Origin of the sequence: Streptomyces venezuelae (assembly GCF_008642375.1) — a bacterium.
Classification (GTDB): Bacteria; Actinomycetota; Actinomycetes; order Streptomycetales; family Streptomycetaceae; genus Streptomyces; species Streptomyces venezuelae_G.
Genome location: NZ_CP029194.1, coordinates 3,456,108 through 3,479,689, shown reverse-complemented (window position 1 = coordinate 3,479,689; position 23,582 = coordinate 3,456,108). Strand labels below are relative to the sequence as shown.

Annotated in this window: 21 protein-coding genes; 10 read left to right on the top strand and 11 right to left on the bottom strand. The window is 71.8% G+C overall.

Annotation, left to right across the window (positions count from 1 at the left end; translation table 11 throughout):
* Window positions 1-22: 22 nt before the first annotated feature.
* On the bottom strand, window positions 23-1,213 hold the full coding sequence (locus DEJ46_RS15395; protein ID WP_223834641.1) for a THUMP-like domain-containing protein: 1,191 nt from the start codon (window positions 1,211-1,213) through the stop codon (window positions 23-25).
* 130 nt (window positions 1,214-1,343) lie between these two features.
* Here DEJ46_RS15395 and DEJ46_RS15390 point away from each other — a divergent pair, with 130 nt between their 5' ends.
* Together DEJ46_RS15390 and DEJ46_RS15385 are read left to right on the top strand one after the other, a co-directional pair.
* A complete protein-coding gene (locus tag DEJ46_RS15390; protein ID WP_150266962.1) occupies window positions 1,344-2,282 on the top strand; it encodes a polysaccharide deacetylase family protein in 939 nt (312 codons plus the stop codon).
* A 77-nt stretch (window positions 2,283-2,359) separates the two neighbouring features.
* The gene (locus DEJ46_RS15385) at window positions 2,360-2,542 is read left to right on the top strand and encodes a hypothetical protein (RefSeq protein ID WP_150266960.1); all 183 of its coding nucleotides are present in this window, start codon (window positions 2,360-2,362) and stop codon (window positions 2,540-2,542) included.
* A gap of 26 nt (window positions 2,543-2,568) precedes the next feature.
* Here DEJ46_RS15385 and DEJ46_RS15380 read toward each other — a convergent pair whose 3' ends face one another.
* On the bottom strand, window positions 2,569-2,997 hold the full coding sequence (locus tag DEJ46_RS15380; RefSeq protein ID WP_150266958.1) for a DUF6234 family protein: 429 nt from the start codon (window positions 2,995-2,997) through the stop codon (window positions 2,569-2,571).
* Between the two features lie 346 nt (window positions 2,998-3,343).
* Between DEJ46_RS15380 and groES the strand changes: the two genes are divergently transcribed.
* A complete protein-coding gene (groES, locus tag DEJ46_RS15375; protein ID WP_024756677.1) occupies window positions 3,344-3,652 on the top strand; it encodes a co-chaperone GroES in 309 nt (102 codons plus the stop codon).
* 111 nt (window positions 3,653-3,763) lie between these two features.
* Entirely contained in the window at window positions 3,764-5,392 is a 1,629-nt protein-coding gene (gene groL / locus DEJ46_RS15370) for a chaperonin GroEL (protein ID WP_150266956.1), read from the top strand.
* Between the two features lie 96 nt (window positions 5,393-5,488).
* Here groL and DEJ46_RS15365 read toward each other — a convergent pair whose 3' ends face one another.
* Window positions 5,489-6,187, bottom strand: coding sequence for an ester cyclase (locus tag DEJ46_RS15365; RefSeq protein ID WP_150266954.1), 699 nt, complete (start codon window positions 6,185-6,187; stop codon window positions 5,489-5,491).
* Between the two features lie 46 nt (window positions 6,188-6,233).
* On the opposite strand from DEJ46_RS15365, the gene DEJ46_RS15360 reads away from it, so the two are divergent.
* On the top strand, window positions 6,234-9,749 hold the full coding sequence (locus DEJ46_RS15360) for a hypothetical protein (RefSeq protein WP_150266952.1): 3,516 nt from the start codon (window positions 6,234-6,236) through the stop codon (window positions 9,747-9,749).
* Here DEJ46_RS15360 and DEJ46_RS15355 read toward each other — a convergent pair.
* The 5 genes from DEJ46_RS15355 to DEJ46_RS15335 form a co-directional block, all read right to left on the bottom strand.
* Window positions 9,726-10,745 carry a hydroxyacid dehydrogenase gene (locus DEJ46_RS15355; RefSeq protein WP_150266951.1) on the bottom strand — a complete coding sequence of 340 codons (1,020 nt, stop codon included), beginning with the start codon at window positions 10,743-10,745 and terminating at the stop codon, window positions 9,726-9,728. The genes DEJ46_RS15360 and DEJ46_RS15355 overlap by 24 nt on opposite strands.
* Window positions 10,746-10,762: 17 nt before the next feature.
* On the bottom strand, window positions 10,763-11,617 hold the full coding sequence (locus DEJ46_RS15350; protein WP_150266949.1) for a carbohydrate ABC transporter permease: 855 nt from the start codon (window positions 11,615-11,617) through the stop codon (window positions 10,763-10,765).
* Complete coding sequence (locus DEJ46_RS15345) at window positions 11,614-12,501, bottom strand: carbohydrate ABC transporter permease (RefSeq protein ID WP_150266947.1); 888 nt, start codon at window positions 12,499-12,501, stop codon at window positions 11,614-11,616. The genes DEJ46_RS15350 and DEJ46_RS15345 overlap by 4 nt, the downstream gene beginning before the upstream one ends.
* 4 nt (window positions 12,502-12,505) lie before the next feature.
* Window positions 12,506-13,822 (bottom strand): ABC transporter substrate-binding protein, encoded by a 1,317-nt coding sequence (locus DEJ46_RS15340; protein ID WP_150266945.1) that lies wholly within the window; start codon window positions 13,820-13,822, stop codon window positions 12,506-12,508.
* Between the two features lie 97 nt (window positions 13,823-13,919).
* The gene (locus tag DEJ46_RS15335) at window positions 13,920-15,044 is read right to left on the bottom strand and encodes a substrate-binding domain-containing protein (protein WP_150266943.1); all 1,125 of its coding nucleotides are present in this window, start codon (window positions 15,042-15,044) and stop codon (window positions 13,920-13,922) included.
* Window positions 15,045-15,222: 178 nt separating this feature from the next.
* Between DEJ46_RS15335 and DEJ46_RS15330 the strand changes: the two genes are divergently transcribed.
* On the top strand, window positions 15,223-17,037 hold the full coding sequence (locus DEJ46_RS15330; RefSeq protein WP_150266941.1) for a DUF2264 domain-containing protein: 1,815 nt from the start codon (window positions 15,223-15,225) through the stop codon (window positions 17,035-17,037).
* 13 nt (window positions 17,038-17,050) lie between these two features.
* Here the strand turns inward: DEJ46_RS15330 and DEJ46_RS15325 are convergent, their stop codons facing one another.
* Both DEJ46_RS15325 and DEJ46_RS15320 read right to left on the bottom strand, forming a co-directional pair.
* On the bottom strand, window positions 17,051-17,824 hold the full coding sequence (locus tag DEJ46_RS15325) for an SDR family NAD(P)-dependent oxidoreductase (protein ID WP_150266939.1): 774 nt from the start codon (window positions 17,822-17,824) through the stop codon (window positions 17,051-17,053).
* A gap of 9 nt (window positions 17,825-17,833) precedes the next feature.
* On the bottom strand, window positions 17,834-18,514 hold the full coding sequence (locus tag DEJ46_RS15320; protein WP_150266937.1) for an MOSC domain-containing protein: 681 nt from the start codon (window positions 18,512-18,514) through the stop codon (window positions 17,834-17,836).
* Between the two features lie 134 nt (window positions 18,515-18,648).
* Here DEJ46_RS15320 and DEJ46_RS15315 point away from each other — a divergent pair, with 134 nt between their 5' ends.
* On the top strand, window positions 18,649-19,542 hold the full coding sequence (locus DEJ46_RS15315; protein ID WP_150266935.1) for a LysR family transcriptional regulator: 894 nt from the start codon (window positions 18,649-18,651) through the stop codon (window positions 19,540-19,542).
* 51 nt (window positions 19,543-19,593) lie between these two features.
* On the opposite strand, the gene DEJ46_RS15310 is transcribed toward DEJ46_RS15315, so the two are convergent.
* Window positions 19,594-19,977, bottom strand: a complete 384-nt coding sequence (locus DEJ46_RS15310) for a WhiB family transcriptional regulator (RefSeq protein WP_150266934.1) — start codon at window positions 19,975-19,977, stop codon at window positions 19,594-19,596.
* A 434-nt stretch (window positions 19,978-20,411) separates the two neighbouring features.
* On the opposite strand from DEJ46_RS15310, the gene DEJ46_RS15305 reads away from it, so the two are divergent.
* The 3 genes from DEJ46_RS15305 to guaB all read left to right on the top strand — a co-directional run bounded on the left by DEJ46_RS15305 (window position 20,412) and on the right by guaB (window position 23,512).
* On the top strand, window positions 20,412-21,023 hold the full coding sequence (locus DEJ46_RS15305) for a response regulator transcription factor (protein WP_003948568.1): 612 nt from the start codon (window positions 20,412-20,414) through the stop codon (window positions 21,021-21,023).
* 243 nt (window positions 21,024-21,266) lie between these two features.
* Window positions 21,267-21,869 (top strand): sigma-70 family RNA polymerase sigma factor, encoded by a 603-nt coding sequence (locus DEJ46_RS15300; RefSeq protein ID WP_317852179.1) that lies wholly within the window; start codon window positions 21,267-21,269, stop codon window positions 21,867-21,869.
* A gap of 140 nt (window positions 21,870-22,009) precedes the next feature.
* Entirely contained in the window at window positions 22,010-23,512 is a 1,503-nt protein-coding gene (gene guaB / locus DEJ46_RS15295) for an IMP dehydrogenase (protein WP_150266932.1), read from the top strand.
* Window positions 23,513-23,582 lie beyond the last annotated feature (70 nt).

Here is a 23,582-nt window from a genome sequence, read left to right as displayed (position 1 = left end):
CCCCCGCCCGCGGGACGGCAGGTCACCGGCCCCCGCCCGCCGGGCGGCCGATCAGCATCGTCGGGGCTCCCGCGACCCGAGTGAGCAGCACGGTCGCGGAGTTGGGGCCCTTCGGCTTCACCTTCCGCCGGATCTCATCCGGTTCGACCGCCGAGCCGCGCTTCTTCACCGTCAGGGTGCCGACCTCGCGCTCCCGCAGCAGCGCCTTCAACTTCTTGAGGTTGAAGGGGAGTTCGTCGGTGATCTCGTAGGCGGCGGCGTACGGGGTGGGGGTCAGTGCGTCCGCCGTGACGTACGCGATCGTCTCGTCGATCAGGCCGCCGTCCAGCTCCTGTGCCACCTCGGCGACGAGGTGCGCGCGGATGACGGCGCCGTCCGGCTCGTACAGGTAGCGGCCGACGGGGCGGACCGCCGGGTCGGGCAGTCCGCGCCCGGTGAGGCCCGCGCCCGAGGGCAGGAGCGTGGCGCGGCGGGCGCCCGGCTCCGTACCGAACCAGAGCACGGCCTCCTTCACGTCCCCGCCGTCCGAGATCCACTCGGCCTCGGCATCCTCCGGGACGGCCTCGTGCGGGATGCCGGGGGCGACCTTCAGGGCGGCCCGCGGGGCCTTGCGGGCGGCCTCGACGGCCCAGGAGAGCGGCGGGGAGTAGGCCTCGGGGTCGAAGATCCTGCCCCGGCCGCCGCGCCGCGCCGGGTCGACGAAGACCGCGTCGTACGGGCTGGTGTCGATCTCGGTCACGTCCGCGCACCGGACCTCGATCAGCTCCGCGAGGCCGAGCGCCTCGGCGTTGGCGCGGGCCACCTCGGCGGTGAGCGGGTCGCGGTCGACGGCGAGGACGGAGATCCCGGCGCGGGCGAGGGCGATCGCGTCGCCGCCGATCCCGGAGCAGAGGTCCGCGACGCTGCCGACGCCGAGCGCCGCCAGCCGGGACGCCCGGTAGGTCCCGACCGAGGCGCGGGTCGACTGCTCCACGCCGTTGGGGGTGAAGTACATCCGGTACGCGTCCTCGGCGCCGAACTTCGCCACCGCACGCTGGCGCAGCCGGGCCTGGCCGACCGCCGAGGTGACGAGCTCGGCGGGGTGGTCGCGGCGCAGCCGGGAGACGACCGCCAGCTCCTGGGCGGGGTCGTAGTCGCGCAGGGCGGCGAGCAGGGCCTGCCCCTCGGGCGTGAGCAGGGCGGTGAACTGGGCGAGGTCGGTCACCCGTCCCATTGTGGGCCCTGTGGTGCTGTGGGCCGGTCGGGGGACGGTGGGGGCCCTCCGGCGGTGTCGCGGTCCGGAGGGCGCGTGAGCACTGACAGTATGCGGCGCCATACAGCTTGTACGACAAGAGGAAGAATTAATGGTGATCAGCGCGCACCCTTTCCGGCGGACCCTCGGGGCCGCTCTCGTCGTCGCAGCCCTCGCCTCTGCCGCCACGGCCTGCTCCGACTCCGGACCCGCCGAACCCGCGCGCGGCGCCCCCGCGCCCGCCCCCGGCCAGCAGGGCCGGGCCCAGGCCCAGGCCCCGGGCTCGGCCGGCGCGCTCAACGCGTACGTGGAGAAGGTCCGCAAACAGAAGGCCGCCCGAGCGCTCGCCGCCAAGAAATGGGGCCTCGCCAAGCCCCCGCTCGACGCGCCGGCCCCGCCGAAGGTCAAGCCGAAGATCACCACCCGCAAGGGCTTCGAGACGGACGGCGAGGGTCTGCCGCCCGTCTTCACGACCGTGCCGACCAAGCAGAAGGTCGTCTTCCTGACGATCGACGACGGCGCGGAGAAGGACCCCGAGCTGCTGCGGATGATGAAGGACCTCCGCATCCCCTACAGCGCCTTCCTCAGCGACTACGTCGTCAAGGACGACTACGGCTACTTCGCGAGGATGCAGAAGTCGCTGGACTCCGGGGTCGCCCTGCACAACCACACCCTCAACCACCGCTACATGCCCGGACTCTCGTACAAGCAGCAGAAGCGCGAGATCTGCGGGATGCAGGACGTCATCGAGAAGCGCTTCGGCAAGCGGCCCCCGCTCTTCCGCCCGCCGTACGGCAACTACAACGAGGACACGCTGCGCGCCGCGAAGTCCTGCGGGATCAAGGCGGTCCCGCTGTGGTCCGCCGAGGCCTTCCCCGACCACATGGAGTGGCGCGAGTGGGACCGGGACCTGCACCCCGGCGACATCGTGCTCACCCACTTCCGGGGCAAGGGCGACTGGAAGGGCACGATGCCCGACATGATCCGGCGGGTCATGAACGTGATCACGGCCAAGGGGTACGCGGTCGCGAAGCTCGAGGACTACGTGTGAGGGGCCTCGGCGCGGGAGGGCTCCGGACGAGAAGGCGGCAGGCGAGAGGGCGGCGGGCGCGCCGGATCGCGACCGGCGTGGCGCTGGCCGGGGCGCTGCTCTCCGTGTCCGCCTGCGGTTCGTCGGTCGACCCGATCGAGCGGCTGGGGCGGAAGGCGGCGGAGCGGATGGCCACGCCGGACACGACGACCGCGGCGGAGAGGGCGGAGAGGGCGGACAGGGCGGAAGGGGCCTCCCGGGGCGTCGGCCGCTCCGGCTGACGTCGCGTTCCGCACCTCGGGGGATCTCATCCTCCCGGGCACTCGCAAGGGCCGCCCCCGCTGCGGCACACGCACCGCGTCTCGGACGGGTCCGCCGGGGCCGTCGGCGCCGGCGGTGCGGGGTGCGCCCGCGCCCACTCCTGGATCCCGAAGACCAGCGTGCCGATGCCGAGCAGCGCGGCGGCCACGAACTGGCCCCCCGCCGTCCAGGGCCAGCCGCCGCGCAGCATGGCCCACGCGAGCAGCAGGACGCCGGCCGTGATCGCCCCGAAGACCAGCACCGGAACCCAGTCCATCGGGGGCGGTCCCGCCGGGCGCGGGTCGTAGCTCGCGGCCCACCCCCGCATGCCCAGGGTGAAGGCGGCGACCAGGACGAGTACGCCGTCCAGGACGAGGAGGAGGACGCCGAACAGGGCGTCGCCGGCCGGGCGTACCGGGGGAGGAGGAGTCGTCATGGCCGCACCGTCGTACGGAACCGCGGGGTCCGCCCCGGCGTTGCCCGTACCGAGACCGGAACGAGGCGAGACCGGAACGGGGCGAGACCGGACCCATGCGAGTCCGGACGGCGCGACGCGAGGGGACGCGAGGGGACGGGGGAAGGTGCCCGGGGCGACGCGCGGCGGCGTGGAATTGGCACTCCGCTTGACCGAGTGCTAACCGCGGTCATAGTCTCGGCTCTGGCACTCCCCACTGGAGAGTGCCAACACAGCGACGGGCAGGTCCGGCACCCGCGACGACGGATCCACCTGGTCGCCACCTCAGACAGTTGACCCCGTAATCTCCGAAGGGGGAGGTCGGATCGTGACGACCACCAGCTCCAAGGTTGCCATCAAGCCGCTCGAGGACCGCATTGTGGTCCAGCCGCTCGACGCCGAGCAGACCACCGCCTCTGGCCTGGTCATCCCGGACACCGCGAAGGAGAAGCCCCAGGAGGGTGCTGTCCTCGCCGTGGGCCCGGGCCGCTTCGAGAACGGCGAGCGCCTGCCGCTCGACGTTCAGGTCGGCGACGTCGTGCTCTACAGCAAGTACGGCGGCACCGAGGTGAAGTACAACGGCGAGGAGTTCCTCGTCCTCTCGGCTCGCGACGTGCTCGCGATCATCGAGAAGTAATTCACCGAAGTATCTGAAGCAGATGCTTTGAGCTGCGCCCCTTGACCCCGCACAGGGCGTCCGGGGGCGCGGTTCGTTTCCACCCCATTCCGAGAGGGCTGAACCGCTCCCATGGCGAAGATCCTGAAGTTCGACGAGGACGCCCGTCGCGCCCTTGAGCGCGGCGTCAACAAGCTTGCCGACACGGTGAAGGTGACGATCGGCCCCAAGGGCCGCAACGTCGTCATCGACAAGAAGTTCGGCGCCCCCACCATCACCAACGACGGTGTCACGATCGCCCGTGAGGTCGAGATCGAGGACCCGTACGAGAACCTCGGCGCCCAGCTGGTGAAGGAGGTGGCGACCAAGACCAACGACATCGCGGGTGACGGCACCACCACCGCCACCGTGCTCGCCCAGGCCCTGGTCCGCGAGGGTCTGCGCAACGTCGCCGCCGGCGCCTCCCCGGCCGCCCTGAAGAAGGGCATCGACGCCGCCGTCAAGGCCGTCTCCGAGGAGCTCCTCGCCACCGCGCGCCCGATCGAGGACAAGTCCGACATCGCCGCCGTCGCCGCGCTCTCCGCGCAGGACCAGCAGGTCGGCGAGCTCATCGCCGAGGCGATGGACAAGGTCGGCAAGGACGGTGTCATCACCGTCGAGGAGTCCAACACCTTCGGCCTGGAGCTCGACTTCACCGAGGGCATGGCCTTCGACAAGGGCTACCTGTCCCCGTACATGGTCACCGACCAGGAGCGTATGGAGGCCGTCCTCGACGACCCGTACATCCTGATCAACCAGGGCAAGATCTCCTCGATCCAGGACCTGCTGCCCATCCTGGAGAAGGTCATCCAGGCCGGCGCCAGCAAGCCGCTGCTGATCATCGCCGAGGACGTCGAGGGCGAGGCCCTCTCGACCCTGGTCGTCAACAAGATCCGTGGCACCTTCAACGCCGTGGCCGTCAAGGCCCCCGGCTTCGGCGACCGCCGCAAGGCGATGCTCGGCGACATGGCCACCCTCACCGGTGCCACCGTCATCGCCGAGGAGGTCGGCCTCAAGCTCGACCAGGCCGGTCTGGACGTGCTGGGCACCGCCCGCCGCGTGACCATCTCCAAGGACTCCACCACCATCGTCGACGGTGGCGGCAACGCCGAGGACATCACCGGTCGCGTCAGCCAGATCAAGGCCGAGATCGAGTCCACGGACTCCGACTGGGACCGCGAGAAGCTCCAGGAGCGCCTCGCGAAGCTGGCCGGCGGCGTGTGCGTGATCAAGGTCGGCGCCGCCACCGAGGTGGAGCTGAAGGAGAAGAAGCACCGTCTGGAGGACGCCATCTCCGCGACCCGCGCCGCGGTCGAGGAGGGCATCGTCTCCGGTGGTGGCTCCGCTCTGGTCCACGCCGTCAAGGTCCTCGAGGGCAACCTCGACAAGACCGGCGACGAGGCCACGGGTGTCGCGGTCGTCCGCCGCGCCGCGGTCGAGCCGCTGCGCTGGATCGCCGAGAACGCCGGCCTCGAGGGCTACGTCATCACCTCGAAGGTGGCGGAGCTCGACAAGGGCCAGGGCTTCAACGCCGCGACCGGCGAGTACGGCGACCTGGTCAAGGCCGGCGTCATCGACCCGGTGAAGGTGACGCGCTCCGCCCTGGAGAACGCCGCCTCGATCGCCTCCCTCCTCCTCACCACCGAGACCCTCGTGGTGGAGAAGAAGGAAGAGGAGCCGGCGGACGCGGGCCACGGCCACGGCCACGGTCACTCCCACTGAGGCGTGTCCTAGCTCGTAGCTGACCAGCGAGGCCCGGTGCCCCCGTCGCGGGGGCACCGGGCCTCGCTGTCTCCTCGGGTCTTTCAGGCTTTCGGGTCACCCCTCCACGGCGCCGAGCTGCCCCATGAGCCCGAGCAGGTCGTACTGCCACCAGCCCTCGACGATCTTCCCGTCGTCCCGGAAGCGGTGGATGACGGTGCCGGTCATGCTCACGTCCATGCCGGTCGGCTGAAGCCCCATGAAGTCGCCGGTGTGGGTGCCCCGCCACGTCCAGCGGGTGCAGACCCGGTCACCCTCGGCGATCTGGTCGTCGACGGTGAAAGCGAAGTCGAAGCCGCCCCGCCACATCTCCACCTCGCGCCGGACGGCGTCCATGCCGATGACGTCCTGCTCGTTGGTCGGATCGTGGTCGTGGTAGCCCTCGGCCAGCACCTCGTCGAGCAGTGCGAGCTCCTGCTCCTGGGCGAGCTGTTCCATGAGCCGCCGGGCGTTGTTCTTGTAGAGCGCCTCGTCCCTGACCACGTCCAGGTCGGTGAAGGTCGGCATCTCGTCACAGAGCGCGACCATCTCCCGGAAGATCCGGTCGGTCTCGGGAAGCTGCGAGTTGCGCATGGCCACGTCGTACGAGGGGAACTCGACGATCTCCACGATGTGGGAGCCGTCGGAACGATCCTTGCCGACGATGCTGTGGGTCGCCGTCCGTTTGCCCTCGGTCTGCTCGACCCACTGGTCCATGAGCCGGTTCAGATCGTCCACCCGACTCGTCTTGCAGTCGATTATCTGTACGAAGGTCATGGCGCCTCCCGACCCCGGTAGGACCCTTCCAGTCTAGGTTGGGTGCATGGAGCGGGCAGGGGGAGAGCGGCCGGTCACGGTCGAGAACGGGACGGGCGTCGTCGTGATCGGCGACGGCAACCGCATCGGGTTGCCGGAACCGGCGGTGGCCCGCTCCGGATACCACGAACAGGTCCGCAGGATCGCCCCCTCGGAACTCGTCGACAGAGAAGGCGAATTAGCGGAGCTCGAGGCCTTCTGCCGCGCCGACTCCGGCCCCGCGTACACCTGGTGGCGCGCGGAGGCCTGGGCGGGCAAGACGGCCCTCCTGTCCTGGTTCGCCCTCAACCCGCCGCCCGGGGTGCGGATCGTCCCCTTCTTCGTCACGGCCCGGCTCGGCGCCCAGAACGACGTCACCGCGTACGTGGACGTCGTCCTCGAACAGCTCGCGGAGCTCGCGGGCGAGGGGCCGCCCGCCCTCCTGACGGCCGCCACCCGCGAGGCCCACCTGCTGCGCCTGTACGCCGCGGCCGCCGAGTCCTGCGCCGCGCGCGGCGAGCGGTTGGTCCTCCTCGTCGACGGCCTGGACGAGGACCGGGGCGTGACGACCGGCCCGGACGCCCGCTCGATCGCGGCCCTCCTCCCGTACGGCCTGCCGGTCATCGTCTCCGGCCGCCTCAACCCGCCCCTGCCCGTCGACGTCCCGGAGGACCACCCGCTCCGGGCCCCGGAGGCCGTACGGATCCTCGCCCCCTCCCCGAGGGCCCGAACGATCCGGGCGGAGGCGGAACGCGAGCTGAAGCGCCTCCTGGAGGCGGGCGGACTTCCGTACGAGCTCCTCGCCCTGCTCACGGCGGCAGGCGGCGGCCTGACGGCGGACGACCTCGCGGAGCTGACGGGCGGGGTGCCGTACCGGGTCAAGGACGTGCTCAGGACAGGACCGGGACGGACATTCGCGGTACGCGGCGAGGCCTATCTGCTCGCGCACGAGGAACTGGTCGCGGGGGCGCGGGAGATGCTGGGCGAGCGGGAGCTCGGCCGGTGGCGGTCGGTGCTGCACGCCTGGGCGGACCGCTCGCGGGAGGACGGCTGGCCGGACGGGACCCCGGACTACCTGCTGCACGGGTACGTGCCGATGCTGCGGGCGGCCGGGGACGCGGAGCGGCTGGTGGCGTGCGCGGCGGACGAGCGGCGCCACGAACGACTGCTGGCCGTGACGGGCGCCGACGCGGCGGCGCTGGCGGAGATCGGGGCGGCGGAGGACGTGCTCCTGGGCGCGACGGACCGCGAGGACTCGGTGACCGGGGCGCTGCGGCTCGCGTGGAGCCGGGCGCGGCTGCTGCGGGAGAGCGGCAGCGTGCCGCTCGCGCTCCTGGAGGGCTGGGCCGCCGTCGGCAGTGCGGACCGTGCGGTGGCGCTCGCCCGGAGCTTCAGGGGGCAGCGTGTGGTCGACGGACTGTGCGCCGTGGCGAGCAAGCTGCTGGACGTGGGGGCGCCGGAACGGGCCATGGAAATCGCCGTCGAGGCCGAGGAGGTGATCGAGACCCTGCGGGACCGCCCCGACCGGGACGTGGCGATGGCGCAGGACGAAGGCGACTGGACCTTCGCGGCGGCCGACGTCGTTCAGTTGCTCGTCCGACTCGGTGCGCACGGCCGTGCGCGTCGGCTGTTGACGACGATCTCCTCCGCCGCTGCCCGCGTCGCCCCCCGGCACACGGTGGTGCGCGGTCTGCTCGCGGCGGGACGCCACGAAGAGGCCGTCGCCCTGGGCGGGGAGGGAAGCGGGGCCGGTTTGCGGGCCGAAATCGTCGAGGCCTTGGTGCGCGACGGCCTGGTCGCCGAGGCGGAGCGGGAGGCGTACCGGCCGGAGAAGGAGCCCGGTGCACGGGCGGTGGTGCTGCTGCGGGCCGTGGTGGCGCTGCGAGAGGCCGGTCACCCGGAGGCGGCGGACGCGGCGTTGCGGGAGGCGATGCTGGAGCGGGCGCGCATGGGGCCCCGCAAGTCCGATGTGTTCCACGCGCCGCTCCTGCACGGCCTCGTCGCGGCGGGAGAGATCGAAGCGGCACGCCAGGACTGCGGTGACGGAGGGCCCGCCGCCCTCGCGTGGGCACTGGTCGCGAACGGGCGGTGGGACGAGTTCCGGGAGTTTGCCGGGGCCATGGAAGGCCCGGGATGGTCGAGCGTACGCGTGCGTGCCGCGCGGGAGCTGGCCCGCGCCGGCGCGGTCGAGCAGGCCATGGCCCACGCCCCGTCCTTGGACTCACCCGTACGGAGGGACGACCCCTGGCCGGCCATCGCCTCGGCCCTGCTGGAGCGCGGGGATCTGAACGGGGTCGCCGCGCTGTGCGGGAGGCTCGTCGAGAGCGTGGCGTCGCCGTGGGGAGGGCTCGTCGAGGAGACGGCGTGGAGGCGCTTCGGTGAACGGCCCGCCGGCCTGGGGGTGTTCGGTGACTTCCTGCGCCGACTGGTCGCGGAGGGCGCGGTGGACCGCGTCCGTGCGATGGCCGGCGGGGTGGAGGGGAACACGGAGGCCGTCGCCGTGCTCGCGGAGGTGCTGTACGGAACCGGCTGCGCCGCCGAGGCCCGGGGCCTGCTCGCGGCGGAGGAAATGAGGCTCCGGAGACCTCCGCGCGAGACCCTCGCCGCGGACCTCGTGGCGCTGGTCCCGGCACTTGTGGAGGCCGGTCGGCGCGAGGACGCTGCGGGCCTTCTCCGGGTGGTGGAGGAGGAGCCGGGCCTCGACCCCGGCGGTGCCGTCTCAGCGGCGCTCGCGGTGCGACGGGTGGAGTGGGCGGAGGCCCTGGCCTGGGGAGCCGCCAGGCACCAGCGTGTGACCCTGCTTCCGCGGGTCGTCGCGGGCTACGTGGCCGACGGGGCCTTCGACCGTGCTCTGCGTCTGGTCGGGCAGCCGGACGTGCCGAAGACCCTCGTCCTGCAGGCCGCCGTGATCTTCGCGGAGGCGGCGGCCTGGGACCAGGCGCTGGACCTGGCGGCGACACTGACCGAGGTGCCCGAGGTCATGGAGACGCTCGCGAGGATGGCCTCGGCCTGCCTGCGGCAGGGGCGGCGGGAGGAGGCCCGCCGGATCCTGGACGACCTCGGTGAGCAGAGGGCGCCCTGGGGGCTGGAGGCCGTACGGGCGGCGTACGCCCTCGGGGAGGGCGTTCGGGGCATGCTCGCGGCCGGGCCCCTGCTGCGGGCCCGGCGGACCGGTGTCACGGATCTCGTCATGGTCGTGATGGGCTCCCACGACGAGGCGATCGACTTCTTCCGGGCGCAGTCGCCGAATCCGCCGGGCCATCAGCTCGTCCGCCTCGTCAACGAGCTCCTCCTCGCCCACCGGCACGAGCGCGCCGCAGCACTCCTCGACGGCATGCACCACATGGGGCAGTCCTGCGGCGAGGCCTACGCCCTCCTCGCCCGGGCCGAGCCCGATCCCGTCCCGGCCCGGCGGTGGGCCGTTCTCGCGCTGCGGCTCGGGGACTGGCGGACCGTGCTGCCGGCCGTCCTCGCCGTGGATCCGGGCTCGCTGCCGCTCGTCCTCGCCGAGGCGGACCGGCTACGCCGAGCGCTGGAGGTCTGACGCCCGTACCTCCTCCGCGAAGGGTTCGCCGTGGACGTACCGCGTCACCTCCTCGATCGCCTGGTCCGCCATGCGGTGGAGTTCGTTGCCGAGGGAGCCGGCGACGTGGGGGGTGAGGAGGACGTTGGGGAGCGTCCACAACGGCGATTCGACGGGCGGGAGTTCCGGGTCCGTCACGTCCAGGATCGCGTGGAGGCGGCCCGAGAGGAGGTGGGGGAGGAGGGCCGTCTCGTCGATCAGGGAGCCGCGGGCCGTGTTGATCAGGGTGGTGCCGTCGGGCATCGCCGCGAGCTGGGCGGTGCCGATCATGCGGTACGTGGACGGGAGTTGGGGTGCGTGGACCGAGACCACCGTGCTGCGGGCGCACAGGTCGTCGAGACCGGTCAGCTCCACGCCGGGCGGCGGGTCCGTCACGTACGGGTCGTAGAGGAGGATCTCGAAGTCGAAGGGGCGGAGGAGCTCGATGACCCGGCGGCCGATGCGGGAGGCGCCGACGAGGCCGATCGTGCGGCGGTGGTTGCCCCAGGCCGCGGATTCGGTGAGCCAGGCGTGGTCGGTGCGGAGTTCGGCGTAGCGCTGGGCGGAGCGCAGGACCTGCTTTCCGGCGAAGAGGATCGCGGCGAGGGTGTACTCGGCGACGGGCAGCGCGTTCGCGGCGGCGGCGGTGGTGACGCGCAGGCCGCGGTCCCAGCAGGCGTCGGTGATGTGGTGCTTGACGGAGCCGGCGGCGTGGACGACGGCCCGCAGGCGGGGGGCGCGGTCGAGGACCTCGGTGGTGAGGGGGGTGGCGCCCCAGCCGGTGAGGAGGAGTTCGGCCTCGGCGAGGGCGGCGGCGGTCCGCGCGTCCGGGGCGGTGAGGTCGTGGGCGACGAGGTGCGGGTCGGTGCGGGTGAGTGTCGCGAGGCGCTGCCGGTGGGCGTCGGTGAGCAGGCGGTCCGCGGTGTCGGGGCCCATCGCGAGGAGGAGGGCGGGGCGGTTGTCAGTGGCGGGGTGCATCGTGGGACGTGTGCTCCTCACTTGACGCTGCCGGCGGTCAGACCCGCCTTCCAGTGGCGCTGGAGGGAGACGAAGGCGACGACGAGGGGGACGACGGCGAGCAGGGATCCGGTGACGACGAGGGGGTAGAAGTCGGGTTCCGCGTGGGCGTTGCTGTTCCACGCGTACAGGCCGAGGCTCAGGGGGTAGAGCTTCTGGTCGGAGAGCATCACCAGGGGGAGGAAGAAGTTGTTCCAGATGGCGGTGAACTGGAAGAGGAAGACGGTCACGAAGCCGGGCATGACCATGCGCAGACCGATGGACCAGAAGGCGCGCAGTTCGCCGGCCCCGTCGATCCGGGCGGCCTCCAGGGCCTCGTCGGGGATGTAGCCCGCGCAGAAGACCCGGGAGAGGTAGACGCCGAAGGGGTTGACGAGGACGGGGATCAGGACGGCCCAGTAGGTGTTGACGACGCCGACCTCGCTGGCGAGGAGGTACATCGGCAGGGCGAGCGCGGTGGTGGGGACGAGCACGCCCAGGAGGACGACGCCGAAGAGCTTCTCCTTGCCCCGGAAGTCGTAGACGTGGAAGGCGTATCCGGCGGCGACGCTGACGAAGGAGCAGGCGAGGGCGCCGAATCCGGCGTAGAGCAGGCTGTTCGCGTACCAGTGGAAGTAGATGCCGTCGTTGTACTCGGCGAGCCGGGAGAGGTTGCCGTCGAGGTCGAAGCCGTCGAAGGAGAAGGCGTTTCCGGCGAGGAGGCCGCCGGCGTCCTTGGTGGCGGCGGTCAGCAGCCAGACGAGGGGGAAGAGCATGTAGACGACGGCGAGGACGAGGGCGCCGTTGACGGCGGCCTTGGACAGCCAGACGTTGGCGGTACGGGGCTTGCTCATGCCCTCTTCCCCTTCCGGCCGGTCAGGCGCGTCACCGCGAAGGAGAGCAGCGCGGCCGTCAGGGCGAGGAGTACGGAGGCCGCGGCGGCGAGGCCGTAGTCGTTGCGGTCGAAGGCCGCGGTGTAGGCGTACATGTTCGGCGTCCAGGTGGAGGTGACGGCGGAGCCGGTGCCCTTGTTGAGGATCAGCGGCTCGGTGAAGAGCTGGAGGGAGCCGATGACCGTGAAGAGGCCGACCATCGCGAGCGAGGCCTTGACCAGCGGGACCTTGACGGAGAAGGCGATGCGCCAGGCGCCGGCCCCGTCGACGGTGGCCGCTTCGAGGACGGAGCGGTCGATGGCCTGGAGGGCCGCGTAGAAGATGACCATGTTGTAGCCGAGCCACTCCCACAGGGCGATGTTGACGATGGAGGGCAGCGCGCCTTCGGGGGAGAAGAAGTCGAAGCCGATGCCTCCCGCCTCCATCGCCTTGACGACCGGGCTGAGCTGGGGTGTGTAGAGGTAGACCCAGATCAGGGCGGCGATGATGCCGGGGACGGCGTGCGGCAGGAAGAGCGCGAGCTGGAAGAAGCGGCGGGCGCGGGCGAGGGCCGAGTCGAGGAGGAGGGCGAGGCCGAGGGCTCCGACGAGCAGCAGCGGGATGTAGAACAGGCAGTATCCGAGCAGGACGCCGAAGCCCTCGCGGAAGGCCCGGTCACCCAGCGCCGCCGTGTAGTTGTCGAGGCCGGTGAAGACGGTCTCGGTGCCGCCGAAGCCCAGTCCGGACTGCTTCTCGGTGAAGAGGCTGAGCCAGACCGCGTAGCCGATCGGCACCACCATCACCGCGGTGAAGAGGACGAAGAAGGGGGTCAGCAGGATCGCGGCGGCGCGGGTGCGGGCCTTCATACGGTCAGCCCTCGACCTTCAGGCCGCGCTTGGTGAGTTCGGCGACGGTGGCGTCGTGCCCGGCCTTGACGGCCTCCTCGATGCCCGGGCCGCCCTGGGTGATCTTGCCGAAGTGGTCCTTGATCGTGGTGTTGGTGGTGCCGGTGGTCGGGCCCCAGGCCCAGTTGGGGTTGATGGAGGCGCCGGAGGCCTCGAAGAGGGCGTAGATGTCCTGGCCGCCGTAATAGCTCGCGTCGAAGGCCTTCTTGGCGACGGGGCGCAGGGCCGCGGCGGCGGGGAAGGCGGAGGAGGTGCCGGAGGCGATGCGGGCCTTCACACCCTCCTCGGTGGTGGACATCCACTCGGCGAAGGTGACGGCCGCGGCCTTCTGCTTGCTGTCCTTGGTGACGGCGAAGGAGGTGCCGCCGAGCATGCCGCTGGCGGGCTTGCCGTCCCAGCTGGGCATGGGCGCCACGGCCCACTTGCCGCTCTGCTCGGGCAGGGTGCCCTTGAGGACGCCGGCGCCCCAGGAGGCGCCGAGGTAGCCGATGGTGGTGCCGTTCTTGAGGGAGCCGGTCCACTCGGGGCTGAAGGAGGCGTTCTTGTGGACGAGACCGTCGTCGAGGAGGCCCTGCCAGTAGGCGGCGACCTTCGTGGTGGCGGCGTCGGTCGTGTCGATCTTCCAGGTGTCGTTCTCGGCCTTGAACCACTGGGCGCCGGCCTGCCAGGCCATCGCCTCGAAGGTGGTCGGGTCGTCGGGGAAGAAGGTGGCGATACGGGCCTTGGCGTCGGCCTTCTTGACCTGCGCGGCGGCCTTCCTGAACTCGTCCCAGGTGGCCGGGGCCTGGACCTTGTACTTGGCGAAGAGGTCCTTGCGGTAGAAGAAGGCCTGCGGGGCGGCGTCGAAGGGGACGGCCCAGGACTTGCCGCCGAGGGTGGTGAGCTCGACGGACTGCGGGAGCAGCTTGGCCCGGTCGGCCTCGGTGAACTGGTCGCCGATGTCCTGGAGGGCTCCGGAGCTCACGAACTCGGGGAGCGAGGAGTACTCGATGGAGACCAGGTCGGGGGCGTTGCCCGCCTTCACGGCGTTGGAGATCTTGGCGTAGCCGCCGGCGGTGCCGGAGGGGATCTCCTCGAACTTCACCTGGATGTCGGTGTGGGAGGAGTTGAAGGCGTCCACGACGTCCTTGGAGCCCTTGGCCCAGCCCCAGAAGGTGATGGTCACGGGCCCGGTGGGCTTGTTCGCGGAGTCTTCACCGCTGCCGCCGCAGGCCGTGAGAACGGCGAGGGCGGTGGCGGTGCCGACTATGACACAGGACGTTCTGCTCCGACTGAGGCTCACGGCACGACTCCTGAGGGCGGCGGGGAGGTTGTGGCCGTGATCCTGTGACCGTTCATGACCGAAGTCAAGAGCGAAAGATTGATTGATCGAAAAATGATCAGACGGAGAGGGAGGGGCGCACCCCGCACGAGTCCCGCACCCGCAGCCTCGGCAGCAGGCTCAGATGCCGCCGCGGTGCCTCCTCGCCGGACCCCGTGTCCCCCTCGGCGCCCGCCGCGCTCTCGGTGAGCCGCTCCACGAGCAGCTCCGCCGCATACCGCCCCACCTGCCGCTTGGGCGGGGCGACCGCCGTCAGCGGGGTGTCGGCGAGGGCCGCGACCTCGTCGTCGTACGCGATCAGGGCCAGGTCCTGCGGCACCCGTACGCCCAGCTCGGCCAGGCGCTGCACGATCTCGATCGCGTCCACGTCGTTGTGGACGAGCGCCGCGCCCGCGAGACCCGAGCGGACCGCCTCGTACAGCGCCCGCACGGCCCGCTCGAAGCCCTCCGGGTCCGCCTCGGCAGGTACGGACTCGATGACCGGCCGGGGCTCCTCAAGGCCCAGCGTCCGCAGCGCCTCGGCGTACCCGGCGCGCACCGCGAGCGCGGTCGGGGAGTCCCCGCGGGCCACCAGCAGCGGCGTCGCGCGGCCGAGTCCGATCAGGTGGCGCAGGGCGAGCAGGACGCCGTGGCCGTGGTCGGAGACGACCCGGTCCAGGCCGTCGAGCGGACTGCCGGGCTCGGCCCTGCGCTCCAGGAGCACGGCCGGCACGGGGAGTTCGGCCAGCCAGTCCCCGTAGGCGAGCCGGTCCTCGGGCCCGCGCCAGCCGGGTGCGACCAGGACGCCCTCCGCGCCCGCCGCGAGCAGGCCCTCCGTGCGGGCGCGGTCCTCCTCCGGCCGGTAGTCCGACACGCGCAGCACCAGCCGGGCGCCGGCCCGGGCCGCCGCCTCGTGCGCACCCCGGATGACCTCGGCGAAGTAGTACGTGGCGGAGGGCGCGAGCAGACCGAGGACCAGGCCCTCGCCGGGCCGTCCCGCGCCCGGGGCGCCCTGGCCGCCGGGCCACGACACCTGGCCGTGCACCCGGTCGAGCAGGCCCCGTGCGGCCAGCGCCTCGACGTCCCGGCGGGCGGTGACGGGGGAGACCCCGAGCCGCTCGGCCAGTTCGGCGACACGGGCGGTGCCGCGCTCGCGGACCAGGGCCAGCAGTCGGTCGTGTCGTTCGGCGGCACTCTCGCGCACGGTGCGGTTCCCCCTCGCGGTGGTGATGGTCCCTGGACCGGTTCTCTCGACTCTAGTCCAGAAATGATCGAACGGTAGGAGTTTCGATCATTCGCTCCGATTCTCTTGACGTTCGATCGAAGCCTGTTCAGGATTCCCGGCGACGCAGACGTCACCCAGGGAGCCCTCAGGGAGCATCATGCCCACGCCGCCCGAGAACCGTGAGCTCAGCTCGTACACCGGCTGGACCCGTGCCCACTGGGAGACCACGGCCGACCGCCTCCTCGGGGCCGTCCGCCCGTACGCCTCCCCCCGCGGCGCCCTGATCGACCTCCCCGGACCCCGCCCCAGCTGGTCCGGCGCCCGCTCCGACGGCCTGGAGGGCTGGGCCCGCACCTTCCTCCTCGCAGCCCTCCGCGTCGCGGGAAGCCAGGGGGAGGACCTCCACGGCCACCTCGCCCGGTACGCCGAAGGCCTCGCGGCGGGGACGGCGGAGCCCGGCACCGACGACCCCGACTCCTGGCCCCTCACCACCGGGACCCGCCAGGCGGTCGTCGAGGCCGCCTCGGTCGCCCTCGGCCTCCGCCTCACCCGCCCCTGGCTCTGGGACCGCCTCGACGACCGCACCCGCGGACGCGTCGTCGACTGGCTCCGCCCCGCCCTCCGGCCGTCCCCCGTCGACAACAACTGGTGGCTCTTCGGCCTCACCGTCGCCGGCTTCCTCCAGGACACCGGCATCGAGACCGACCGGGCCGCCGCCACCGTCGACCGCTCCCTCGCCCGCATCGAGGACTGGTACCTCGGCGACGGCTGGTACAGCGACGGCGACAACCGCGCCTTCGACCACTACAACGCCTGGGCCCTCCACTTCTACCCCGTCCTCCACGCCCACCTCGCCGGCGACCGGACCCTCCTCGACCGCTACGGCCCCCGCCTGCGCCGCCACCTCGACGACCACGTCCATCTCTTCGACGCGAACGGCGCCCCTCTCCCGTACGGGCGCTCCCTGATCTACCGCTTCGCCGCGGCAGCCGCCCCCTGGCTCGGCACCCTCACCGGCCACACGCCGCTCACCCCCGGTGCCACCCGCCGCCTCGCCTCCGGCACCCTGCGCCACTTCCTCGACCGCGGCGCCACCGACGCGAACGGACTCCTCACCCTCGGCTGGCACGGCCCCTACCCGCCCCTCGTCCAGGACTACTCGGGCCCCGGCTCCCCCTACTGGGCGTCCAAGGGCTTCCTCGGCCTCCTCCTGCCCGCGGACCACCCCGCCTGGACCGACCCCGAGGAACCCCTCCCCGCCGAACGGACCGACACCGTCCGCCCCTTCGCCCCCGCCGGGCTGCTCGTCCAGACGACCGCCGCCGACGGGCTCGTGCGCCTCCACAACCACGGCAGCAACCACGTCCACAGCGCACCGGGCGAAGAGGACGACCCCGGCTACGCCCGCCACGCCTACTCCACCCGCACCGGCCCCAGCACCGCCCCGGCCTCAGCCGACAACCACTTCGCCCTGCTCACGGCGGACGGCCGGGCCACCACACGCGGCCCCGCCGCGCCGGCGGGCACGGGCGAGAACTGGGCGGCCTCCCTGCACGCCCCCCGCCCCGGCATCCGGATCCTCTCGGCGACCCTCGCCCACGGCCGCGCCGAGGTCCGCGCCCACCTCGTGCTCGGCGCCCCGGAGGGGACCCCCGTACGGCAGACGGGCTGGGCCACGACTCCGGAAGGCCCGCGCGCCGAACTCCACCCGGTCCACGGCTACCCGGAGAACACGCCGGCCGGCGAACTCCCCACCGGGGAAACCCTCCAGGGTCCCGGGACCCGCACCCTGACCCTCCATGGCGCGACGACCGGCCCGGCCACCCTCTTCGTCGCCCTCGCCTCGCTCACCGCCGAACCCGCCCCCGCCCCCGTATCCACGCTCGCGGACGTCCGGGTCGCCGGCCACACCCTCCACGTGACGTGGCAGAACGGCACCACCGCACGACTGGACCTCGATGCCCTGAACTAAGCGGATACGGGCGCTACTTCGGTCCGTACTTGCGGCCCGCCTTGGAGGAGACACCGCCGAGCAGGCCGCGCGGCGCCAGCTTCACCACACCCATCAGGGCCTTGTAGCGGGGGTCGGGGATCGACAGCGTCTTCCCCCGCTCCAGGTCCCCGAGCGCCGCCGTCACCAGCTTGTCCGCGTCGAGCCACATCCATCCCGGGATGTTGTCCGTCCCCATCCCGGCCCGCTCGTGGAACTCCGTCCGCACGAAGCCGGGGCAGAGCGCCATCAGCCGCACCCCGCTGCCCGCGAGGTCCCGCGCCGCGCCCTGGGTGAACTGCACGACCCAGGCCTTCGACGCCCCGTAGGTCCCACGGGGCACGAAGGCCGCCACCGAGGCGACGTTCACCACCGCGCCGCGGCCGCGCTCCTTCATCGAGCCGGCCGCGGCCGAGGTCAGCCGCAGCACCGCCTCGCAGTGCACCGTCAGCATCTTCAACTCGTCGGCCATGGAGACTTCCAGGAACCGGCCCTTGTTGCCGAAGCCGGCGTTGTTCACGAGTACGTCGACCGGCTGCCTCGGGTCCGAGAGCCGCGCCTCGACGGCCGCGATGCCCTTCTCCTCGGACAGGTCCGCCGCGAGGACCTCGGCCTCCACGCCGTGCCGGTCGTGGAGTTCGGTGGCCTGCTCCCGGAGCCGCTTCACGTCCCGGGCCACCAGCACCACGTCGTGACCGTCCGCCGCCAGCCTCCGTGCGAAGGCGGCACCGATGCCCGCGGTGGCGCCCGTAATCAGTGCAGTCGTCATACCGGCACGTTAGTGCCCCGCCCGGCCGTACTTCTCCGCGTACTGGCGCGCGAGTGCGAGCAGCCCCGACTCCATCCACTCCGCGGCGGCCAAGGTGCCGGGCAGCAGCGTGCGTTCGGCGGTCGCCGCGCGGTGCAGCAGCGCGACGGTGACCTCGTGGTCCGGCCGGTGCACGACCGTGATCGGGTCGCCCGCCCGCACCTCGCCCGGCACGATCACCCGCAGCAGCGCGCCGGGTCCGGCCGCCGACTGCGTGAACCGCTTCACCCAGCCCTTCTCCTCCAGGAAGCCCGCGAACGTCCGGCACGGGATGCGCCCGCCGGTCACCTCCAGGACGACCTCCTCGCCGATCCGCCACCGCTCCCCGATCAGGGCCCCGTTCACGTCGAGGCCGAGCGTCGTGAGGTTCTCGCCGAAGGAGCCGTTGGCCAGCTCACGTCCCAGCTCCCGCTCCCACAGGTCCAGGTCCTCACGGGCGAAGGCGTACGCGGCCCGGTCGTTTCCCCCGTGGAACCGCAGGTCGCAGACCTCGTCCCCGGCCACCCCGCTGCCCCCGACACCCGGCGCCCCCGGAGCCTCGATCCGTACGGGCCCGTCGACGGGCCGCTTGTCGATGGCCGTCTTCTTCGACGCGGACTCGGTGTACTCCGCCGGCCGGGCCCGGCCCGCATTCACGCTCAACAAGGTCATACGGGCACCCTATGCAGGCACCTTGGACAGGCACCTCGGGCAGGCACCTTGAGCGGGCACCTCCCGGGGACACCCCCTCAAAGGAAGCGCTATGCATTCGCCGCTTCTTCCAAGACTCCCTTATGCTTGACCGTATGATCGAGGCACGCCATCTCCGCGTCCTGCGCGCCGTCGCCGCCACCGGCTCCTTCTCGGCCGCCGCGCGCGAACTCGGCTGCACCCAGCCCGCCGTCAGTCAGCAGATGAAGGCGCTCGAAAGCTCCGCCGGCACCCCGCTGCTGATCCGTACGGGCCGCGAGATGCGCCTCACCCAGGCCGGCGAGGTCCTGGTGCGCCACGCCTCCGGCATCCTCGCGGGGCTCACGGCCGCCGAGGAGGAGGTCGCCGCCATCGCCGGACTCCGGGCGGGCCGCGTCCGCCTGGTCTCGTTCCCCAGCGGCAGCTCCACCCTCGTCCCCACCGCGCTCGCCGCCCTGCGCGCCGCGCACCCCGGCACCCGGGTCTCCCTCGTCGAGGCGGAGCCCCCGCGCTCGATCGAGATGCTCAGGGAGGGCGATTGCGACGTGGCCCTCGCCTTCCGGTACGGGGCGGGGCAGGCCGAATGGGACGACCTCGTCGTCCGTCCGCTGCTCGCGGACCGGCTCGTGGGCCTCGTGCCCGAGGGGCACCGGCTCGCCGAGGCCGGCTCGGTCGGCATCGCCGAGCTCGCGGAGGAGTCCTGGATCGCGGGCTGCCCGCGCTGCCGTCGCCAGCTCGTGGACGTGTGCGAGGAGGCGGGCTTCACCCCGCGCATCGACTTCGCCACCGACGACTACCCGGCCGTGGTGGGCCTGGTCGGCGCGGGTCTCGGCGTCGCCGTCCTGCCCGAGCTCGCCATCGAGTCCGTACGCCCCAAGGGGGCGCGGACCGTGACCGTGGAGCCCGCCGTGGAGCGGGAGATCGTGGCCCTGACCCTGCCGGACCTGGCCCAGGTCCCGGCCGTCGCGGCCACGCTCACCGAGCTGACCCGCGCCGCCACGCGCGCGTAGGTACCGCGCGACGCGCGCGTGGGCGCGGTCGTCCGTTGTTCCGTCGCTGGCTCAACGCTCGCTGAAGAAACGTTCCTTCACATCAGGTGTCGTCATGGACGTCATGGGTGTCACGGTGGTGACGGGCGCGGGCGTCGGCGCCGCCGCGATCAGGCGGTTCCGGGCGCGTCCCATGAGCTCTTCGCGTTCGTCCTCGGTGAGGCCGCCCCATACGCCGTAGGGCTCCCGCACGGCGAGTGCGTGTGCCGCGCACTCCGCGCGTACCGGGCACCGCATGCAGACCTCTTTCGCCGAGTTCTCGCGCGCACTCCGTGCCGCGCCGCGCTCTCCCTCGGGGTGGAAGAACAGGGAGCTGTCCACCCCGCGGCAGGCCGCGAGGAGTTGCCAGTCCCACAGATCGGCGTTGGGTCCGGGAAGGCGGGAGAAATCTGCCATTGCGCTAGTCCCCTTGAAACCGTGTCGAACGGATAGGTGGGCGGGTGGATGGCTGATCGTCCGGGGCTCTCCTGGGCCCCGCGGGTCGGGCTAGTACAACTACTGTCGAAGTAGATGTAAATATGACTCATTGCGAATCTAGCCACAGACACTGCGAAAAGGGAAGAAAACCCGCTAAATGGGGCATAGCTTTCGATGATGGGCAGATAGGCCGCGTCGCTCTCCTCCGCTTACGGCTCCTCACGTAGAGTGCCGAAGGCTGCCGTCCGACCCGTAACTCTTTCGAGTGACCGTCGTTGAGTGTGCGGAGGCGGTTGAAGGAACAAGCGATCGGGCAGGTGTCCGAGAGCGTCAATCGCACAGGTGACGATTACGTACCAGCCCTGGAGGCTCAAGGTGACGCGCAACAGCTGCGAGAGCCACGGAGGTCAGTCATGACATCCGTCCTCGTCTGCGATGACTCCCCGCTTGCTCGAGAGGCGCTCCGCCGCGCGGTCGCGACCGTGCCCGGCGTCGAGCGTGTGACCACCGCGGCCAACGGCGAGGAAGTCCTCCGCCGCTGGGGCGCGGACCGCTCGGACCTGATTCTGATGGACGTACGCATGCCCGGTCTGGGTGGCGTGGAGACCGTCCGCAGGCTGCTCTCCGCGGACCCCGGCGCCCGGATCATCATGCTCACGGTCGCGGAGGACCTCGACGGCGTCGCCCTCGCGGTCGCCGCGGGTGCCCGTGGCTATCTGCACAAGGACGCCTCGCGCGCCGAACTGCGGGCCACCGTCACCCAGGCGCTCGCCGACCCGACCTGGCGGCTCGCCCCGCGCCGGCTCCGTTCGGCCGAGATGGGCGCCGCGCCCACGCTCACCGCGCGCGAGATCCAGGTCCTCGAAGGCATGAGCCACGGCCGGTCCAACGCGGAGATCGGGCGCGAGCTCTTCCTCTCCGAGGACACGGTCAAGACGCACGCCAGGCGCCTCTTCAAGAAGCTGGGCGCCTCGGACCGGGCGCACGCGGTCGCGCTGGGTTTCCGCTGGGGCCTGGTGCGCTGAGTCGCAGGTCACCGGCCGTATCCCCGTCCTCGTCCGCGCCCGTCGCGGGGTGGACGGGGTGGGCTTGTGTCACTTCCCCGCGGAATGCCGCATCCTTGAGATGTGGAGTTCCTCGGGGACGAGTCGGTCGAGCGGGAGGGGAGGGCGCGGGAGATGAGTACCGGCGCACCTGCTCATAACGCTTCGGTGCACAACTACGGACGCGGTGCCGCGAACGCAGAAGCGTCGGGGCACCATGGAGCGATGCGCGACGACGAGACCGTGGGTTCCCCCATGCCTGCCGGGCAGGGGGAGATCGGCGCGCTCGTACTCCGCGCGGTCGAGGGCGACGCCCAGGCCACGCACGACCTGTTGGCGCGGGTGCACCCGCTCGCCCTGCGGTACTGCCGCGCGCGCCTGAACCGGCTGCCGGGGGACGCCCGCCACTTCGTGGAGGACCTGGCCCAGGAGGTCTGCGTCGCCGTCCTGATGGCCCTGCCGCGCTACAAGGACACGGGCAGGCCCTTCGAGGCCTTCGTCTTCGCCATCGCCGGACACAAGGTCGCCGACCTGCAGCGGGCCGCCATGCGGCACCCGGGGTCCACGGCCGTGCCGTCCGACGAGATGCCGGAGCGGCCAGACGACTCCCTCGGTCCCGAGGAGCGCGCGCTGCTCAGCGACGACGCCGAGTGGGCCAAGAAGCTGCTCGCCAACCTCCCGGAGAACCAGCGCGAGCTGCTCGTGCTGCGGGTCGCCGTCGGGCTGACCGCCGAGGAGACCGGGCAGATGCTCGGCATGTCCCCGGGGGCCGTCCGCGTCGCACAGCACCGCGCGCTCAGCCGGCTTCGCGCGCTGGCCGAGCAGTAAGCCTCGTCGGGGTCTGTTGGCCCTTTCGTACACGTGTGAACGTCCAAAGCTTGCGGCTGATCTTGATCGTGGAATGAGACACGGCTCCAGCCCGTTAGCATGGACATCCGCACCGATCAAGGCCATTTGGGGAAGGTGTCATGACTGCAAACGTCGACGGAGTGCCCGAGAAATTCGCGACACTCGGGCTGACCTACGACGACGTGCTGCTGCTGCCGGGCGCGTCCGACGTCCTCCCGAACGCGGTCGACACCTCGTCCCGCATCTCCCGCAACGTCCGCGTGAACATCCCGCTGCTGTCCGCGGCGATGGACAAGGTCACCGAGTCCCGCATGGCCATCGCCATGGCGCGGCAGGGTGGCGTGGGCGTCCTGCACCGCAACCTGTCGATCGAGGACCAGGTCAACCAGGTCGACCTCGTGAAGCGCTCCGAGTCCGGCATGGTGACCGACCCGATCACCGTCCACCCGGACGCCACGCTGGCCGAGGCCGACGCGCTGTGCGCCAAGTTCCGCATCAGCGGCGTCCCGGTGACCGACCCGGCGGGCAAGCTGCTCGGCATCGTCACCAACCGCGACATGGCCTTCGAGTCGGACCGCAGCCGCCAGGTGCGCGAGGTCATGACCCCGATGCCGCTGGTCACGGGCAAGGTCGGCATCTCCGGCCTGGACGCCATGGAGCTGCTGCGCCGCCACAAGATCGAGAAGCTGCCGCTCGTCGACGAGTCCGGCATCCTCAAGGGCCTCATCACGGTCAAGGACTTCGTCAAGGCCGAGAAGTACCCGCACGCGGCCAAGGACGCCGAGGGCCGGCTGCTCGTCGGCGCGGCCGTCGGTGCCAGCCCCGAGGCGCTGGAGCGCGCGCAGGGCCTGGCCGCCGCGGGCGTCGACTTCCTCATCGTCGACACGTCCCACGGCCACAACAGCAACGCCCTGAACTGGATGGCGAAGATCAAGTCCAGCGTCGGCGTCGACGTCATCGGCGGCAACGTCGCGACGCGTGACGGCGCGCAGGCCCTGATCGACGCCGGTGTCGACGGCGTCAAGGTCGGCGTGGGCCCCGGCTCCATCTGCACCACGCGCGTGGTCGCCGGCATCGGCGTCCCGCAGGTCACCGCGATCTACGAGGCGGCCCTCGCCGCCCGCGCGGCCGGCGTCCCGGTCATCGGCGACGGCGGCCTGCAGTACTCCGGCGACATCGGCAAGGCGCTCGCCGCCGGCGCCGACACGGTCATGCTGGGCAGCCTGCTCGCCGGGTGCGAGGAGTCCCCGGGCGAGCTGCAGTTCATCAACGGCAAGCAGTTCAAGTCGTACCGTGGCATGGGCTCGCTCGGCGCGATGCAGTCCCGCGGCCAGGGCCGGTCGTACTCGAAGGACCGCTACTTCCAGGCCGAGGTGGCCTCGGACGACAAGCTGGTCCCCGAGGGCATCGAGGGCCAGGTGCCCTACCGCGGCCCCCTGGCCAACGTCCTGCACCAGCTCGTCGGCGGTCTCCGCCAGACGATGGGCTATGTGGGCGCCGCCACCATCGAGGAGATGGAGACGAAGGGCCGCTTCGTCCGGATCACTTCCGCGGGCCTCAAGGAGAGCCACCCGCACGACATCCAGATGACGGTCGAGGCGCCGAACTACAGCAGGAAGTAACACAGCGCGACGCGTGGGGGCGGTTCCGGCATGTGGCCGGAGCCGCCCCCCACGCTTGTGTCGGGGATAC

Bases quoted from the DNA above. Each gene is read 5' to 3' on its own strand.
- DEJ46_RS15345 (WP_150266947.1), bottom strand. From the start codon at position 12,501: ATGAAGGCCCGCACCCGCGCCGCCGCGATCCTGCTGACCCCCTTCTTC.
- DEJ46_RS15360 (WP_150266952.1), top strand. From the start codon at position 6,234: ATGGAGCGGGCAGGGGGAGAGCGGCCGGTCACGGTCGAGAACGGGACG.
- DEJ46_RS15395 (WP_223834641.1), bottom strand. From the start codon at position 1,213: ATGGGACGGGTGACCGACCTCGCCCAGTTCACCGCCCTGCTCACGCCC.
- DEJ46_RS15315 (WP_150266935.1), top strand. From the start codon at position 18,649: ATGATCGAGGCACGCCATCTCCGCGTCCTGCGCGCCGTCGCCGCCACC.
- DEJ46_RS15365 (WP_150266954.1), bottom strand. From the start codon at position 6,187: ATGACCTTCGTACAGATAATCGACTGCAAGACGAGTCGGGTGGACGAT.
- DEJ46_RS15355 (WP_150266951.1), bottom strand. From the start codon at position 10,745: ATGCACCCCGCCACTGACAACCGCCCCGCCCTCCTCCTCGCGATGGGC.
- DEJ46_RS15310 (WP_150266934.1), bottom strand. From the start codon at position 19,977: ATGGCAGATTTCTCCCGCCTTCCCGGACCCAACGCCGATCTGTGGGAC.
- DEJ46_RS15300 (WP_317852179.1), top strand. From the start codon at position 21,267: ATGCGCGACGACGAGACCGTGGGTTCCCCCATGCCTGCCGGGCAGGGG.
- DEJ46_RS15320 (WP_150266937.1), bottom strand. From the start codon at position 18,514: ATGACCTTGTTGAGCGTGAATGCGGGCCGGGCCCGGCCGGCGGAGTAC.
- DEJ46_RS15350 (WP_150266949.1), bottom strand. From the start codon at position 11,617: ATGAGCAAGCCCCGTACCGCCAACGTCTGGCTGTCCAAGGCCGCCGTC.
- DEJ46_RS15390 (WP_150266962.1), top strand. From the start codon at position 1,344: ATGGTGATCAGCGCGCACCCTTTCCGGCGGACCCTCGGGGCCGCTCTC.
- groL (WP_150266956.1), top strand. From the start codon at position 3,764: ATGGCGAAGATCCTGAAGTTCGACGAGGACGCCCGTCGCGCCCTTGAG.
- DEJ46_RS15380 (WP_150266958.1), bottom strand. From the start codon at position 2,997: ATGACGACTCCTCCTCCCCCGGTACGCCCGGCCGGCGACGCCCTGTTC.
- DEJ46_RS15305 (WP_003948568.1), top strand. From the start codon at position 20,412: ATGACATCCGTCCTCGTCTGCGATGACTCCCCGCTTGCTCGAGAGGCG.
- DEJ46_RS15325 (WP_150266939.1), bottom strand. From the start codon at position 17,824: ATGACGACTGCACTGATTACGGGCGCCACCGCGGGCATCGGTGCCGCC.
- guaB (WP_150266932.1), top strand. From the start codon at position 22,010: ATGACTGCAAACGTCGACGGAGTGCCCGAGAAATTCGCGACACTCGGG.
- DEJ46_RS15330 (WP_150266941.1), top strand. From the start codon at position 15,223: ATGCCCACGCCGCCCGAGAACCGTGAGCTCAGCTCGTACACCGGCTGG.